10 protein-coding genes, 6 tRNA genes, 3 rRNA genes and 1 pseudogene are annotated in these 14683 nt (G+C 50.5%); 2 read left to right on the top strand and 18 right to left on the bottom strand.

All coding sequences use genetic code 11. The annotated features are described in order from the left end of the window. Positions 1-203: 203 nt before the first annotated feature. The 11 genes from rplL to HV334_RS01100 form a co-directional block, all read right to left on the bottom strand. Positions 204-569: a 50S ribosomal protein L7/L12 gene (rplL, locus tag HV334_RS01150; RefSeq protein ID WP_000028882.1), complete on the bottom strand. Its 366-nt coding sequence runs from the start codon at positions 567-569 to the stop codon at positions 204-206. A 66-nt stretch (positions 570-635) separates the two neighbouring features. Next, the gene (gene rplJ, locus HV334_RS01145) at positions 636-1133 is read right to left on the bottom strand and encodes a 50S ribosomal protein L10 (RefSeq protein ID WP_005132895.1); all 498 of its coding nucleotides are present in this window, start codon (positions 1131-1133) and stop codon (positions 636-638) included. 359 nt (positions 1134-1492) lie between these two features. Beyond that, positions 1493-2200, bottom strand: a complete 708-nt coding sequence (rplA, locus tag HV334_RS01140) for a 50S ribosomal protein L1 (protein WP_016155300.1) — start codon at positions 2198-2200, stop codon at positions 1493-1495. Positions 2201-2203: 3 nt separating this feature from the next. Then, positions 2204-2632 carry a 50S ribosomal protein L11 gene (rplK, locus tag HV334_RS01135; protein ID WP_003033122.1) on the bottom strand — a complete coding sequence of 143 codons (429 nt, stop codon included), beginning with the start codon at positions 2630-2632 and terminating at the stop codon, positions 2204-2206. A 155-nt stretch (positions 2633-2787) separates the two neighbouring features. Further along, on the bottom strand, positions 2788-3333 hold the full coding sequence (gene nusG, locus HV334_RS01130) for a transcription termination/antitermination protein NusG (protein ID WP_003033125.1): 546 nt from the start codon (positions 3331-3333) through the stop codon (positions 2788-2790). A 1-nt stretch (position 3334) separates the two neighbouring features. Beyond that, positions 3335-3718 (bottom strand): preprotein translocase subunit SecE, encoded by a 384-nt coding sequence (secE, locus tag HV334_RS01125; RefSeq protein ID WP_003033128.1) that lies wholly within the window; start codon positions 3716-3718, stop codon positions 3335-3337. A gap of 230 nt (positions 3719-3948) precedes the next feature. After that, the gene (tuf, locus tag HV334_RS01120; protein ID WP_003031109.1) at positions 3949-5133 is read right to left on the bottom strand and encodes an elongation factor Tu; all 1185 of its coding nucleotides are present in this window, start codon (positions 5131-5133) and stop codon (positions 3949-3951) included. A gap of 118 nt (positions 5134-5251) precedes the next feature. After that, positions 5252-5327 (bottom strand) — tRNA-Thr (locus HV334_RS01115). Between the two features lie 5 nt (positions 5328-5332). Then, positions 5333-5407 (bottom strand) — tRNA-Gly (locus HV334_RS01110). 114 nt (positions 5408-5521) lie between these two features. Next, positions 5522-5606: transfer RNA gene (locus tag HV334_RS01105), tRNA-Tyr, on the bottom strand. 8 nt (positions 5607-5614) lie between these two features. Further along, positions 5615-5690: transfer RNA gene (locus tag HV334_RS01100), tRNA-Thr, on the bottom strand. 19 nt (positions 5691-5709) lie between these two features. On the opposite strand from HV334_RS01100, the pseudogene HV334_RS25200 reads away from it, so the two are divergent. Both HV334_RS25200 and coaA read left to right on the top strand, forming a co-directional pair. After that, positions 5710-5778 (top strand): annotated as a pseudogene (locus HV334_RS25200) (hypothetical protein); the annotation flags it as partial. A gap of 301 nt (positions 5779-6079) precedes the next feature. Continuing rightward, positions 6080-7030 carry a type I pantothenate kinase gene (gene coaA / locus HV334_RS01095; RefSeq protein WP_003031107.1) on the top strand — a complete coding sequence of 317 codons (951 nt, stop codon included), beginning with the start codon at positions 6080-6082 and terminating at the stop codon, positions 7028-7030. 33 nt (positions 7031-7063) lie between these two features. On the opposite strand, the gene birA is transcribed toward coaA, so the two are convergent. The 7 genes from birA to HV334_RS01060 all read right to left on the bottom strand — a co-directional run bounded on the left by birA (position 7064) and on the right by HV334_RS01060 (position 14484). Then, positions 7064-8026 (bottom strand): bifunctional biotin--[acetyl-CoA-carboxylase] ligase/biotin operon repressor BirA, encoded by a 963-nt coding sequence (gene birA / locus HV334_RS01090; protein ID WP_103767370.1) that lies wholly within the window; start codon positions 8024-8026, stop codon positions 7064-7066. Then, the gene (gene murB, locus HV334_RS01085; protein ID WP_181221073.1) at positions 8023-9051 is read right to left on the bottom strand and encodes a UDP-N-acetylmuramate dehydrogenase; all 1029 of its coding nucleotides are present in this window, start codon (positions 9049-9051) and stop codon (positions 8023-8025) included. Before murB ends, birA begins: the two co-directional genes overlap by 4 nt. A gap of 230 nt (positions 9052-9281) precedes the next feature. After that, positions 9282-9397, bottom strand: a 5S ribosomal RNA gene (gene rrf / locus HV334_RS01080). 98 nt (positions 9398-9495) lie between these two features. Beyond that, a 23S ribosomal RNA gene (locus HV334_RS01075) occupies positions 9496-12402 on the bottom strand. 208 nt (positions 12403-12610) lie between these two features. Next, positions 12611-12686: transfer RNA gene (locus tag HV334_RS01070), tRNA-Ala, on the bottom strand. Between the two features lie 108 nt (positions 12687-12794). Further along, positions 12795-12871 (bottom strand) — tRNA-Ile (locus HV334_RS01065). A 71-nt stretch (positions 12872-12942) separates the two neighbouring features. After that, a 16S ribosomal RNA gene (locus HV334_RS01060) occupies positions 12943-14484 on the bottom strand. Together the 16S, 23S and 5S rRNA genes with 2 tRNA genes alongside form the textbook arrangement of a ribosomal RNA operon. Positions 14485-14683: the final 199 nt, after the last annotated feature.

The following is a 14683-nucleotide window of genomic DNA, read 5'->3' as shown; positions in this document are numbered from 1 at the left end:
GCTTAAACCATTTCATTGCGATTTACACAGAACTGACGTTCTGTCGCAGTATATTAAGACGTCGATAGAAACAAGCATTGAAAGGCACAGCAGTAGTCAAACAGTGTGAAATGCTACTGGCGCCTTACAGCGCAAAAAGGCTGGTGACTAAAAAGTCACCAGCCATCAGCCTAATTTCTTAGGCTGCAACCAGAAAAGTTGGCTTATTTAACTTCAACTTCAGCGCCAGCTTCTTCCAGAGATTTTTTCAGTGCTTCTGCGTCGTCTTTGCTCACGCCTTCTTTCAGCGCAGCCGGTGCAGATTCTACCAGGTCTTTAGCTTCTTTCAGACCCAGGCCAGTTGCGCCACGTACTGCTTTGATAACAGCAACTTTGTTAGCGCCAGCAGCTTTCAGAATTACGTCGAATTCAGTTTTTTCTTCAGCAGCTTCAGCCGGGCCAGCAGCTACAGCTACAGCAGCAGCAGCAGAAACACCGAATTTTTCTTCCATTGCAGAAATCAGTTCTACAACGTCCATTACGGACATAGCGGATACTGCTTCAATGATTTGATCTTTAGTGATAGACATTTAAATTGTTCCTGAAAATCAGAATAAGTTTATACGTAAGCAGATGCTTTACAAAGATAACTGCGATTAAGCAGCTTCTTTCGCATCGCGTACAGCAGCCAGAGTACGAACCAGTTTGCCAGCCGAAGCTTCTTTCATGGTTGCCATCAGGCGTGCAATTGCTTCTTCGTAGGTCGGCAGAGTTGCCAGGCGATCGATATTCGATGCCGTAATCAACTCACCTTCAAAGGCTGCGGCTTTGACCTCAAATTTTGCATTCGCTTTCGCGAACTCTTTGAACAGACGAGCAGCAGCGCCCGGGTGTTCCATAGAGTATGCAATCAGGGTCGGACCAACAAACGTGTCTTTCAGGCACTCGAACTGAGTACCTTCAACGACGCGGCGCAGCAGGGTGTTACGAACAACACGCATGTATACGCCAGCTTCACGACCTGCTTTACGCAGTTCAGTCATTTTATCTACAGTTACGCCACGGGAATCCGCAACTACTGCAGACAGCGCGCCTTTGGCTACTTCGCTGACTTCAGCAACAATCGCTTGTTTGTCTTGAAGATTTAAAGCCATTAGCTTTGCTCCTGGATGTTTGCCGGAACTCATGTTCCGGAACTCACTTCACTCCCCCCCAACGGAGAGAGCGTCTAAATACGGTGAGCAGAAACAAGCCAGAGTATCAGAAATAATCTTAGCGTTCTGTCACCGTCTACGCAGGGCATTAAGTTTCTTACGAAACACCTGCGGTCTTCGACGGAGGCCTGGATTAGGCCAGGCTCCAACGAACAAATCTTTTCTATCTGTCGCTATTCAATCTGTAGTGGCGTTGACCGCCTTGCCACAGCCTGAATATCTCAGATATACGTCTGCAATTAGCAGAATACGTGGGGGTAAGATTGTAGACAAAATCACCGCCCACGTAAAGGCGAATATTAGTTCGCCACAGTCGCAGTCAGACCGGACTGATCAACGGCAACGCCAGCACCCATGGTGGTGGAGATGCTAACTTTCTTGATGTACACGCCTTTTGCCTGAGTCGGTTTTGCTTTTTTCAGCGCAACCAGCAGAGCTTCCAGGTTTTCTTTCAGTTTGTCAGCGTCAAAATCCACTTTACCGATGGTGGTGTGGATGATGCCGTTTTTGTCGTTACGGTAACGAACCTGACCAGCTTTAGCATTCTTAACAGCTTCAGCAACGTTAGGAGTTACGGTACCAACTTTCGGGTTTGGCATCAGGCCGCGCGGACCCAGAACCTGACCCAGCTGGCCAACAACGCGCATTGCATCCGGAGAAGCAATAACAACGTCAAAGTTCATTTCGCCTTTCTTGATCTGTTCAGCCAGATCTTCCATACCTACCAGCTCAGCGCCTGCAGCTTTAGCAGCTTCAGCGTTTGCACCCTGGGTAAATACGGCTACGCGAACGGAACGGCCAGTACCGTGCGGCAGTACAGTTGCACCACGTACGTTCTGGTCAGATTTACGAGCATCGATGCCGAGGTTAACAGCAACGTCCACGCTTTCTACGAATTTAGCAGTGGCCAGCTCTTTCAGCAGAGCGATAGCTTCGTTGATGTCATACTGCTTAGTAGCATCAACTTTGTCACGGATCACGGACATGCGCTTGGTCAGTTTAGCCATTTCTTAGTCCTCCACTACCAGGCCCATGGAACGTGCAGTACCTTCAATGGAGCGAGTCATCGCTTCAATGTCGGAACCAGTCATGTCGGCAGCTTTGGTCTGCGCGATTTCCTGCAGCTGAGCGCGGGAAATTTTACCCACTTTGTCTTTGTTCGGCTTGCCGGAACCAGACTTGATACCAGCCGCTTTCTTCAGCAGAACTGCTGCCGGAGGCGTTTTGGTAACGAAAGTGAAAGAACGGTCAGCGTAAACGGTGATAACAACCGGGATTGGCAGACCTTTTTCCATGGAATCAGTTTTAGCGTTGAACGCTTTGCAGAATTCCATGATGTTCACGCCTTGTTGACCCAGTGCAGGACCTACCGGCGGACTCGGGTTAGCCATACCAGCTGCAACCTGCAGCTTGACATAGGCTTGGACTTTCTTAGCCATTCTAAATTCCTCTAGTTGGGTTATAACGCCTCAAGGAGGCTCCCCGTGATTAAATTCGTTTTACGGATAGTTTCCATAAAAACAAAAGGCGCGAAATTGTATTCCAATCTCGCGCCTTGTGCAACGCTTAAATCGTCGCTTTTTTGATCGGGGTGTTAGGCTTTTTCAACCTGAGCGAAGTCCAGTTCAACTGGAGTCGCACGACCGAAGATAGATACGGAAACTTTCAGACGAGACTTCTCGTAGTCCACTTCTTCAACCACGCCGTTAAAGTCAGCGAACGGACCGTCGCTAACGCGAACCATTTCACCTGGCTCAAACATCGTTTTCGGACGCGGCTTGTCGCCAACCTGCTGCAGACGGTTCATGATCGCATCAACTTCTTTGTCGCTGATCGGCGCCGGACGGTCAGAAGTACCGCCGATAAAGCCCATCACACGCGGCACGCTGCGCACCAGGTGCCAGCTTGCGTCATTCATCACCATCTGGACCAATACATAGCCCGGGAAGAATTTACGTTCGCTCTTGCGACGCTGACCGCCACGGATTTCGACCACTTCTTCGGTCGGCACCATGACTTCGCCAAACAGCTCTTCCATATTTTGTAACTTGATATATTCGCGCAGCGATGTAGCTACGCGGCCTTCAAAACCGGAAAACGCCTGAACGACGTACCAGCGCTTTTTAGGGGCTTCAGACATCTTAGAACCTCAGGCCAGTGATAAAGGATACCAGGCGAACCAGAATACCATCCAGTCCCCACAGGATCAGTGACATTACTGCGGTAACCGCAGCCACAATTAATGTGGTGTGCAATGTTTCCTGGCGAGTTGGCCAAATGACCTTACGGACTTCGGTTCTCGCTTCACGGGCAAAAGCAACGGTCGCTTTACCTTTTGTTGTCAACAGCGCGACACCACCCGCTGCGGCAATCAGAATCACTACGGCCAGCGCACGCAGCGGCAGCATCATGTCACGATAGAGGTAGTTGCCAACGATAGCTACAAGCAGCAATACAGCGACAACAACCCACTTCATCGCTTCCAGGCCGCGCCCGCTTCCTTGAGCTTCGGTATTCGCACTCATAAACCAACCTGTCAGAAGTATTCTACAAACATTTTCACCCCGCGTAAGCGAGGCGATCCAAACCGAAATGCTCTGGTGCGTTTCGGACTAAACGCCCTCTTCAGAGCCTGTCTCAGCAATGATTATGACAAATAAAATCACTGATGAGCCAGGTTCTGGTGTGAAAGCGTGCAAAAAGGGCATCAAATGATGCCCTTTTATTGCGCATTGCGTCAAATGTTATTCGGCAATTAGCTCATTACTTTGGCAACAACGCCCGCACCAACAGTACGGCCGCCTTCACGGATTGCGAAACGCAGACCGTCGTCCATCGCGATTGGGTGGATCAGGGTAACAACCATTTTGATGTTGTCGCCCGGCATTACCATCTCAACGCCTTCCGGCAGTTCGATGGTACCAGTCACGTCAGTAGTACGGAAGTAGAACTGCGGACGGTAGCCTTTGAAGAACGGAGTATGACGGCCGCCTTCGTCTTTGGACAGAATGTACACTTCAGATTCGAACTTGGTGTGCGGCTTGATAGAGCCCGGCTTAGCCAGGACCTGACCACGTTCGATTTCTTCACGTTTGATACCACGCAGCAGAACACCAACGTTCTCACCAGCACGGCCTTCGTCCAGCAGTTTGCGGAACATTTCAACGCCAGTACAGGTAGACTTAGCAGTCTCTTTGATACCAACGATTTCAACTTCTTCACCAACTTTGATGATACCGCGCTCTACACGACCGGTAACAACGGTACCACGACCGGAGATGGAGAATACGTCTTCGATAGGCAGCAGGAACGGCTTGTCAATCGCACGCTCTGGTTCTGGGATATAAGAATCCAGGAAGCCAGCCAGTTCGATGATTTTCGCTTCCCACTCTGCTTCGCCTTCCAGCGCTTTCAGAGCAGAACCACGAACGATCGGAGTGTCGTCGCCCGGGAAATCGTACTGAGACAGAAGTTCACGAACTTCCATTTCTACCAGTTCCAGCAGCTCTTCGTCATCAACCATGTCGCATTTGTTCAGGAACACGATGATGTACGGAACGCCTACCTGACGACCCAGCAGGATGTGCTCACGAGTCTGCGGCATCGGGCCGTCAGTCGCAGCAACAACCAGGATCGCGCCATCCATCTGCGCAGCACCGGTGATCATGTTTTTAACATAGTCGGCGTGGCCCGGGCAGTCTACGTGTGCGTAGTGGCGAGTCGGGGTGTCATATTCAACGTGAGAAGTGTTGATGGTGATACCACGAGCTTTTTCTTCCGGCGCGTTATCGATCTGGTCGAATGCACGAGCAGCACCACCGTAGGTTTTAGCCAGTACGGTAGTGATTGCAGCGGTCAGCGTTGTTTTACCATGGTCAACGTGGCCGATAGTACCGACGTTAACGTGCGGTTTTGTACGTTCAAATTTTTCTTTAGACATCGATTGTCCCTCTAAGACACGGATAAATCGGTGATATCACCACATCAACCAAGCCATATGCCTGAGCTGTTGAATGCTTTTAAAAGTAAACAGAGAGAAACGGGAAGGAGAAGTGAAGTGGTGCTGATACCCAGAGTCGAACTGGGGACCTCACCCTTACCAAGGGTGCGCTCTACCAACTGAGCCATATCAGCACGTCTGGAGCGGGCAGCGGGAATCGAACCCGCATCATCAGCTTGGAAGGCTGAGGTAATAGCCATTATACGATGCCCGCATCCTGAAACTCGGCTACCCAGTTCTTTCTGTAATAAAAAAGAGATTTCTCTCTTTTTTATTCGAGCTGATTAATTTTTTAACCAACTCAGGCGGCGATAACGCTGCCAGAAAGTGGTGGTGGGGGAAGGATTCGAACCTTCGAAGTCTGTGACGGCAGATTTACAGTCTGCTCCCTTTGGCCGCTCGGGAACCCCACCGGACTTGATGGTGCCGACTACCGGAATCGAACTGGTGACCTACTGATTACAAGTCAGTTGCTCTACCTACTGAGCTAAGTCGGCATCAAGTAGCGCGCATTTTATGGAGACATGCGCACTCATGCAACTAAAAAATTGCATAAAATGTTCTATCGCTCACATTTTGCGCTATGCGACCGATAAATAATCTATTTCTTCTTCGAATTGAACAAATTTCCAACGTCAGCCGCGCTCCCTGAAGGCATTTTGCTCCGGCATGCCGTTATCAATAGAGAGAAAGTGCATCTTTATACATCTGGAATAGCCGTCACATTGCGTTTCAGGGGACGATTTTTTCTTATTATTCCCTCCCATCTGGTGTTACCCTCCTGCCCATTGTCCAAATTAACTGAAATGTGCGTGCCATTGCGTACCGGGGATGATTTCGTTTTTTACCGCAGACCTGATATAGCAATGACAGCCAGACCATGCGTATGAGTATAAAAGAGCAAGCGTTAACGTCGCCTTACCTACAGTTTGATCGCAACCAGTGGGCTGCGCTTCGTGATTCCGTGCCGATGACTCTGACCGAGGAAGAGATTGCTCGTCTGAAAGGCATTAACGAAGACTTATCGCTGGAAGAAGTTGCTGAGATTTATTTACCATTATCGCGTTTGCTAAATTTTTACATCAGTTCGAACCTGCGGCGTCAGGCTGTGCTGGAGCAATTTTTAGGCACCAACGGCGAGCGTATTCCTTATATTATTAGCATTGCTGGCAGCGTCGCCGTCGGCAAAAGTACGACTGCACGTGTGTTGCAAGCGTTACTGAGTCGCTGGCCCGAACATCGTAAGGTTGAGCTGATCACTACTGACGGTTTTCTTCATCCTAACCAGGTGTTGAAAGATCGTGGGCTCATGAAGAAGAAAGGCTTTCCTCAGTCCTATGATATGCACCGTCTGGTTAAATTCGTTTCCGATCTAAAGTCTGGCGTCCCAAACGTTACGGCACCGGTCTATTCTCATCTGATTTATGATGTGATCCCTGATGGCGACAAAACCGTTGCCCAGCCTGACATATTAATCCTCGAAGGGCTCAATGTATTACAAAGCGGGATGGACTATCCTCACGATCCACATCATGTATTTGTTTCTGACTTTGTCGACTTTTCTATTTATGTGGATGCGCCAGAAGAATTACTCCAGACGTGGTATATCAACCGCTTCCTGAAATTCCGCGAAGGGGCATTTACCAACCCAGACTCTTATTTCCATAACTATGCGAAATTGTCGGAAGACGAGGCAATCAACACGGCCACATCGCTGTGGAAAGAAATCAACTGGTTGAATTTAAAACAGAATATTTTACCAACGCGTGAGCGAGCCAGCTTAATCATGACGAAAAGCGCCAATCATGCCGTTGAGCAAGTCAGATTACGAAAATAAAAAAATAAAGGGGAGCCATAGCTCCCCTTCTTATTATTCAGCGCTTCTAAGCGATATTTCCCCACCCATCCAGGGTTTTATCACGCCATTTTGTTCGAGTAGTAATGCACCTTGCGCATCTATTCCACGAGATACGCCAAATATTTCTTTATCACCAATAATGAGTTTAACAGGGCGGTCGATAAAGTTATCCAGCGCCCTCCAGCGGGACAAATACGGCGCCAGGCCCTCATGCTCAAACAGTACCAGGGCAGCGCGCAGCTCGCGGATCAGTCGGGCAGCCAGAGTATTGCGGTCAATGGTAATACCCGCCTCCTGCAGATTAATCCAGCCTTGATTAACCACATTCTCCTCAACCCGACGCATGGACATGTTTATACCCGCCCCAATAACAATCTGTGCGGCATCGCCCGTTTTTCCGGTGAGTTCAACCAGGATCCCTGCCAGTTTACGGTCGAGTAAATAGAGATCGTTCGGCCATTTAACACGCACTTTATCCGCGCCCAGATCGCGTAAAACCTCAGCCATGACAATACCAATCACCAGGCTCAGGCCAATCGCGGCTGCCGGTCCTTGTTCCAGTCGCCAGAACATTGAAAGGTACAGATTGGCGCCAAAGGGAGAGAACCATTTACGTCCACGACGACCACGACCGGCCTGCTGATACTCAGCGACGCAGGCATCCCCTGACTCCAGTTGACCAATTCGATCCATCAGGTACTGATTGGTTGAGTCGATAACCGGCAGGACCGTTATATTCCCGCCATCCAGCTGAGAATAAATAAGTGATGAATCTAATAGCTGGATAGGTTCAGGTAAGCTGTATCCTTTACCAGGGACAGTAAATACATCAACACCCCAGTCACGTAGCGTCTGGACATGTTTATTGATTGCCGCACGGCTCATTCCCAGCTTTTCACCGAGTTGCTCACCAGATTGAAATTCGCCATCGGATAATAATGAAATAAGCGTCAGGGGGACGGTATTATCCTTCATGCAACGATCTCCACGGCATTCACTTCACCCAGTGGGCCAATAAACCGGACTTCCGGTTCAAGCCAGACATTGAATTTCTCACCGACTTTTTGGCGTACGTGATGCGCCAGTTGCACCACATCCTGACTCGTAGCATGGCCTGCATTAATCAACACCAGTGCCTGCTGCTGATGTACCGCTGCACCACCAATGCGCATGCCTTTTAGCTGACATTGATCGATAAGCCAGCCAGCAGCCAGTTTCACAGAGCCATCAGCCTGCGGGTAATGAGGTGCAGTCGGGAATTTCGCCAGGAGCTCCTGCGCAATGTCCGCGGTGACAACCGGGTTTTTAAAGAAGCTCCCCGCATTACCGTTTACTTTTGGATCGGGCAGTTTTGTGGTGCGCATATGGCAAACAGAATCAAAAACCTGCCGAGGCGTTACCGTGGCAGGATCAAGACGCGTCAGGTCACCGTAAGTGAGAACGGGTTGCCACTGTTTAGGTAAGCGCAGACCAACAGCTACAATCGCGAAACGATCCTGGTACTCATGTTTGAAGATACTGTCGCGGTAACCAAATCGGCATTCTGCGGCGCTGACACGCAGATGTTTGCCGGTCGAAAGCTCTACGCAGTCCACGTATTCACAGACGCGCCGCAGTTCTACGCCATAGGCACCAATATTCTGGATTGGCGATGAACCTACGCAGCCGGGGATCAGCGCCAGATTTTCCAGCCCGGGCATGCTTTGCTGCAGCGTATGCTCTACCAGATGATGCCAGTTTTCACCCGCGCCTACGTGCAAATGCCACGCATCAGGTTGTTCTGTAATCGCTATTCCCTTGATACGGTTGACGATCACCGTTCCATGGAAGGCATCAAGAAACAGGACGTTACTCCCTTCGCCCAGGATTAGCACTGGATGATGTGATGCATTGGCTGATTGCCAGGCATTTAGTAGTTGTTGATCATTTTCGACACAGACAAGCACATTAGCGTGTTGATCGATACCGAAGGTGTTCCAGGCTTTAAGGGAGTGATTCATAGACGCTTTCCTGATGCAAAATCGCGCTTAGTTTACCGTATATGCAGCAGGATGGCTTGTTTTATGGAAGCTTAGGAGCAGCAATCACAATCAGAATAAGGTTTACAGGCCCCGTATCCGGTAATAACAGACGTTGGCCGGATAAGGCGGGAGGCCACCTCCGGCAGTTTTCACTCCCTGCAGACGCAAAAAAGCCCATCCGGCAGGATGGGCTTCTTCACTTATTTGATGCCTGGCAGTTCCCTACTCTCGCATGGGGAGACCCCACACTACCATCGGCGCTACGGCGTTTCACTTCTGAGTTCGGCATGGGGTCAGGTGGGACCACCGCGCTACAGCCGCCAGGCAAATTCTGTTTATCAACACGCTTTTCGCATGTCGATGTAATCTGTAATCAAACTGAAAATGATGTCTTCTCTTTCGCCAAAACACCTTCGGCGTTGTAAGGTTAAGCCTCACGGTTCATTAGTATCGGTTAGCTCAACGTATCGCTACGCTTACACACCCGACCTATCAACGTCGTCGTCTTCAACGTTCCTTCAGGACCCTTAAAGGGTCAGGGAGAACTCATCTCGGGGCAAGTTTCGTGCTTAGATGCTTTCAGCACTTATCTCTTCCGCATTTAGCTACCGGGCAATGCCATTGGCATGACAACCCGAACACCAGTGATGCGTCCACTCCGGTCCTCTCGTACTAGGAGCAGCCCCCCTCAATTCTCCAGCGCCCACGGCAGATAGGGACCGAACTGTCTCACGACGTTCTAAACCCAGCTCGCGTACCACTTTAAATGGCGAACAGCCATACCCTTGGGACCTACTTCAGCCCCAGGATGTGATGAGCCGACATCGAGGTGCCAAACACCGCCGTCGATATGAACTCTTGGGCGGTATCAGCCTGTTATCCCCGGAGTACCTTTTATCCGTTGAGCGATGGCCCTTCCATTCAGAACCACCGGATCACTAAGACCTGCTTTCGCACCTGCTCGAGCCGTCACTCTCGCAGTCAAGCTAGCTTATGCCTTTGCACTAACCTCCTGATGTCCGACCAGGATTAGCTAACCTTCGTGCTCCTCCGTTACTCTTTAGGAGGAGACCGCCCCAGTCAAACTACCCACCAGACACTGTCCGCAACCCGGATTACGGGTCTACGTTAGAACACCAGCCATTAAAGGGTGGTATTTCAAGGTTGGCTCCATGCAGACTGGCGTCCACACTTCAAAGCCTCCCACCTATCCTACACATCAAGGACCAGTGTTCAGTGTCAAGCTATAGTAAAGGTTCACGGGGTCTTTCCGTCTTGCCGCGGGTACACTGCATCTTCACAGCGAGTTCAATTTCACTGAGTCTCGGGTGGAGACAGCCTGGCCATCATTACGCCATTCGTGCAGGTCGGAACTTACCCGACAAGGAATTTCGCTACCTTAGGACCGTTATAGTTACGGCCGCCGTTTACCGGGGCTTCGATCAAGAGCTTCTCCTTACGGATAACCCCATCAATTAACCTTCCGGCACCGGGCAGGCGTCACACCGTATACGTCCACTTTCGTGTTTGCACAGTGCTGTGTTTTTAATAAACAGTTGCAGCCAGCTGGTATCTTCGACTGATTTCAGCTCCATGAGTAAATCACTTCACCTACATATCAGCGTGCCTTCTCCCGAAGTTACGGCACCATTTTGCCTAGTTCCTTCACCCGAGTTCTCTCAAGCGCCTTGGTATTCTCTACCTGACCACCTGTGTCGGTTTGGGGTACGATTTTGTGTTACCTGATGCTTAGAGGCTTTTCCTGGAAGCAGGGCATTTGTTACTTCAGCACCGTAGTGCCTCGTCATCACACCTCAGCGTTAACAAGACTCCGGATTTACCTGGAATCTCCGCCTACATGCTTAAACCGGGACAACCGTCGCCCGGCTAACATAGCCTTCTCCGTCCCCCCTTCGCAGTAACACCAAGTACAGGAATATTAACCTGTTTCCCATCGACTACGCCTTTCGGCCTCGCCTTAGGGGTCGACTCACCCTGCCCCGATTAACGTTGGACAGGAACCCTTGGTCTTCCGGCGTGCGGGTTTTTCACCCGCATTATCGTTACTTATGTCAGCATTCGCACTTCTGATACCTCCAGCATGCCTCACAGCACACCTTCAACGGCTTACAGAACGCTCCCCTACCCAACAACACATAGTGTCGCTGCCGCAGCTTCGGTGCATGGTTTAGCCCCGTTACATCTTCCGCGCAGGCCGACTCGACCAGTGAGCTATTACGCTTTCTTTAAATGATGGCTGCTTCTAAGCCAACATCCTGGCTGTCTGTGCCTTCCCACATCGTTTCCCACTTAACCATGACTTTGGGACCTTAGCTGGCGGTCTGGGTTGTTTCCCTCTTCACGACGGACGTTAGCACCCGCCGTGTGTCTCCCGTGATAACATTCTTCGGTATTCGCAGTTTGCATCGGGTTGGTAAGTCGGGATGACCCCCTAGCCGAAACAGTGCTCTACCCCCGAAGATGAGTTCACGAGGCGCTACCTAAATAGCTTTCGGGGAGAACCAGCTATCTCCCGGTTTGATTGGCCTTTCACCCCCAGCCACAAGTCATCCGCTAATTTTTCAACATTAGTCGGTTCGGTCCTCCAGTTAGTGTTACCCAACCTTCAACCTGCCCATGGCTAGATCACCGGGTTTCGGGTCTATACCCTGCAACTTAACGCCCAGTTAAGACTCGGTTTCCCTTCGGCTCCCCTATTCGGTTAACCTTGCTACAGAATATAAGTCGCTGACCCATTATACAAAAGGTACGCAGTCACCCCATAAAGAGGCTCCCACTGCTTGTACGTACACGGTTTCAGGTTCTTTTTCACTCCCCTCGCCGGGGTTCTTTTCGCCTTTCCCTCACGGTACTGGTTCACTATCGGTCAGTCAGGAGTATTTAGCCTTGGAGGATGGTCCCCCCATATTCAGACAGGATACCACGTGTCCCGCCCTACTCTTCGAGTTCACAACACATGCACTTTTGTGTACGGGACTATCACCCTGTATCGCCGGACTTTCCAGACCGTTCCACTACCACACATGCTGATTCAGACTCTGGGCTGCTCCCCGTTCGCTCGCCGCTACTGGGGGAATCTCGGTTGATTTCTTTTCCTCGGGGTACTTAGATGTTTCAGTTCCCCCGGTTCGCTTCATTACGCTATGTATTCACGTAATGATAGTGTGACGAATCACACTGGGTTTCCCCATTCGGAAATCGCCGGTTATAACGGTTCATATCACCTTACCGACGCTTATCGCAGATTAGCACGTCCTTCATCGCCTCTGACTGCCAGGGCATCCACCGTGTACGCTTAGTCGCTTAACCTCACAACCCGAAGATGTTTCGTAAAACACTTCAGTGTTGCGAAAATTTGAGAGACTCGAACACACCGCTTTTCATTTCTTGTTTACGGAGAAATGAAACAGTGTGTCGTTTCAATTTTCAGCTTGATCCAGATTTTTAAAGAGCAAAACTTCGCAGTGAACCTTTTCAGGTACACTCTGAAGTTTTCTTGTGTTTTTGCAGTAAAGGATGGTGGAGCTATGCGGGATCGAACCGCAGACCTCCTGCGTGCAAGGCAGGCGCTCTCCCAGCTGAGCTATAACCCCATCGTAAATGCTAATCTCTGTACCCTAATTCGTTTCCGGGCAAGGCGCGGTGGTGCGAAGCATACTGAAGTATGCGAGCATCGCCGTAACACAGCACGGAGGCGAATTTGGTAGGCCTGAGTGGACTTGAACCACCGACCTCACCCTTATCAGGGGTGCGCTCTAACCACCTGAGCTACAAGCCTGCAGAGATTTTCTTACTGCTAATTTTCATCAGACAATCTGTGTGAGCACTACAAAGGTCGGTTCTTTAAGGTAAGGAGGTGATCCAACCGCAGGTTCCCCTACGGTTACCTTGTTACGACTTCACCCCAGTCATGAATCACAAAGTGGTAAGCGCCCTCCCGAAGGTTAAGCTACCTACTTCTTTTGCAACCCACTCCCATGGTGTGACGGGCGGTGTGTACAAGGCCCGGGAACGTATTCACCGTGGCATTCTGATCCACGATTACTAGCGATTCCGACTTCATGGAGTCGAGTTGCAGACTCCAATCCGGACTACGACATACTTTATGAGGTCCGCTTGCTCTCGCGAGGTCGCTTCTCTTTGTATATGCCATTGTAGCACGTGTGTAGCCCTACTCGTAAGGGCCATGATGACTTGACGTCATCCCCACCTTCCTCCAGTTTATCACTGGCAGTCTCCTTTGAGTTCCCGACCGAATCGCTGGCAACAAAGGATAAGGGTTGCGCTCGTTGCGGGACTTAACCCAACATTTCACAACACGAGCTGACGACAGCCATGCAGCACCTGTCTCAGAGTTCCCGAAGGCACCAAAGCATCTCTGCTAAGTTCTCTGGATGTCAAGAGTAGGTAAGGTTCTTCGCGTTGCATCGAATTAAACCACATGCTCCACCGCTTGTGCGGGCCCCCGTCAATTCATTTGAGTTTTAACCTTGCGGCCGTACTCCCCAGGCGGTCGACTTAACGCGTTAGCTCCGGAAGCCACGCCTCAAGGGCACAACCTCCAAGTCGACATCGTTTACGGCGTGGACTACCAGGGTATCTAATCCTGTTTGCTCCCCACGCTTTCGCACCTGAGCGTCAGTCTTTGTCCAGGGGGCCGCCTTCGCCACCGGTATTCCTCCAGATCTCTACGCATTTCACCGCTACACCTGGAATTCTACCCCCCTCTACAAGACTCTAGCCTGCCAGTTTCGGATGCAGTTCCCAGGTTGAGCCCGGGGATTTCACATCCGACTTGACAGACCGCCTGCGTGCGCTTTACGCCCAGTAATTCCGATTAACGCTTGCACCCTCCGTATTACCGCGGCTGCTGGCACGGAGTTAGCCGGTGCTTCTTCTGCGAGTAACGTCAATTGCTGCGGTTATTAACCACAACACCTTCCTCCTCGCTGAAAGTACTTTACAACCCGAAGGCCTTCTTCATACACGCGGCATGGCTGCATCAGGCTTGCGCCCATTGTGCAATATTCCCCACTGCTGCCTCCCGTAGGAGTCTGGACCGTGTCTCAGTTCCAGTGTGGCTGGTCATCCTCTCAGACCAGCTAGGGATCGTCGCCTAGGTGAGCCGTTACCCCACCTACTAGCTAATCCCATCTGGGCACATCCGATGGCAAGAGGCCCGAAGGTCCCCCTCTTTGGTCTTGCGACGTTATGCGGTATTAGCTACCGTTTCCAGTAGTTATCCCCCTCCATCGGGCAGTTTCCCAGACATTACTCACCCGTCCGCCACTCGTCACCCAAGGAGCAAGCTCCTCTGTGCTACCGTTCGACTTGCATGTGTTAGGCCTGCCGCCAGCGTTCAATCTGAGCCATGATCAAACTCTTCAATTTAAGTTTGATGCTCGTGAATTAAACTTCGTAATGAATTACGTGTTCACTCAGAGACTTGGTATTCATTTTTCGTCTTGCGACGTTAAGAATCCGTATCTTCGAGTGCCCACACAGATTGTCTGATAAATTGTTAAAGAGCAGTTGCGACGCGCTTTAGCGCTCTGTCGCGAGGTCCCGTATATTACGTTTTCCTCATTCA

Origin of the sequence: Citrobacter sp. RHBSTW-00944, from assembly GCF_013615435.1 — a bacterium.
In the GTDB taxonomy this organism is placed as follows: Bacteria; Pseudomonadota; Gammaproteobacteria; order Enterobacterales; family Enterobacteriaceae; genus Citrobacter; species Citrobacter braakii.
Note: the sequence above shows the minus strand (reverse complement) of the source record. Positions and strands in the feature narration are given on the sequence as shown.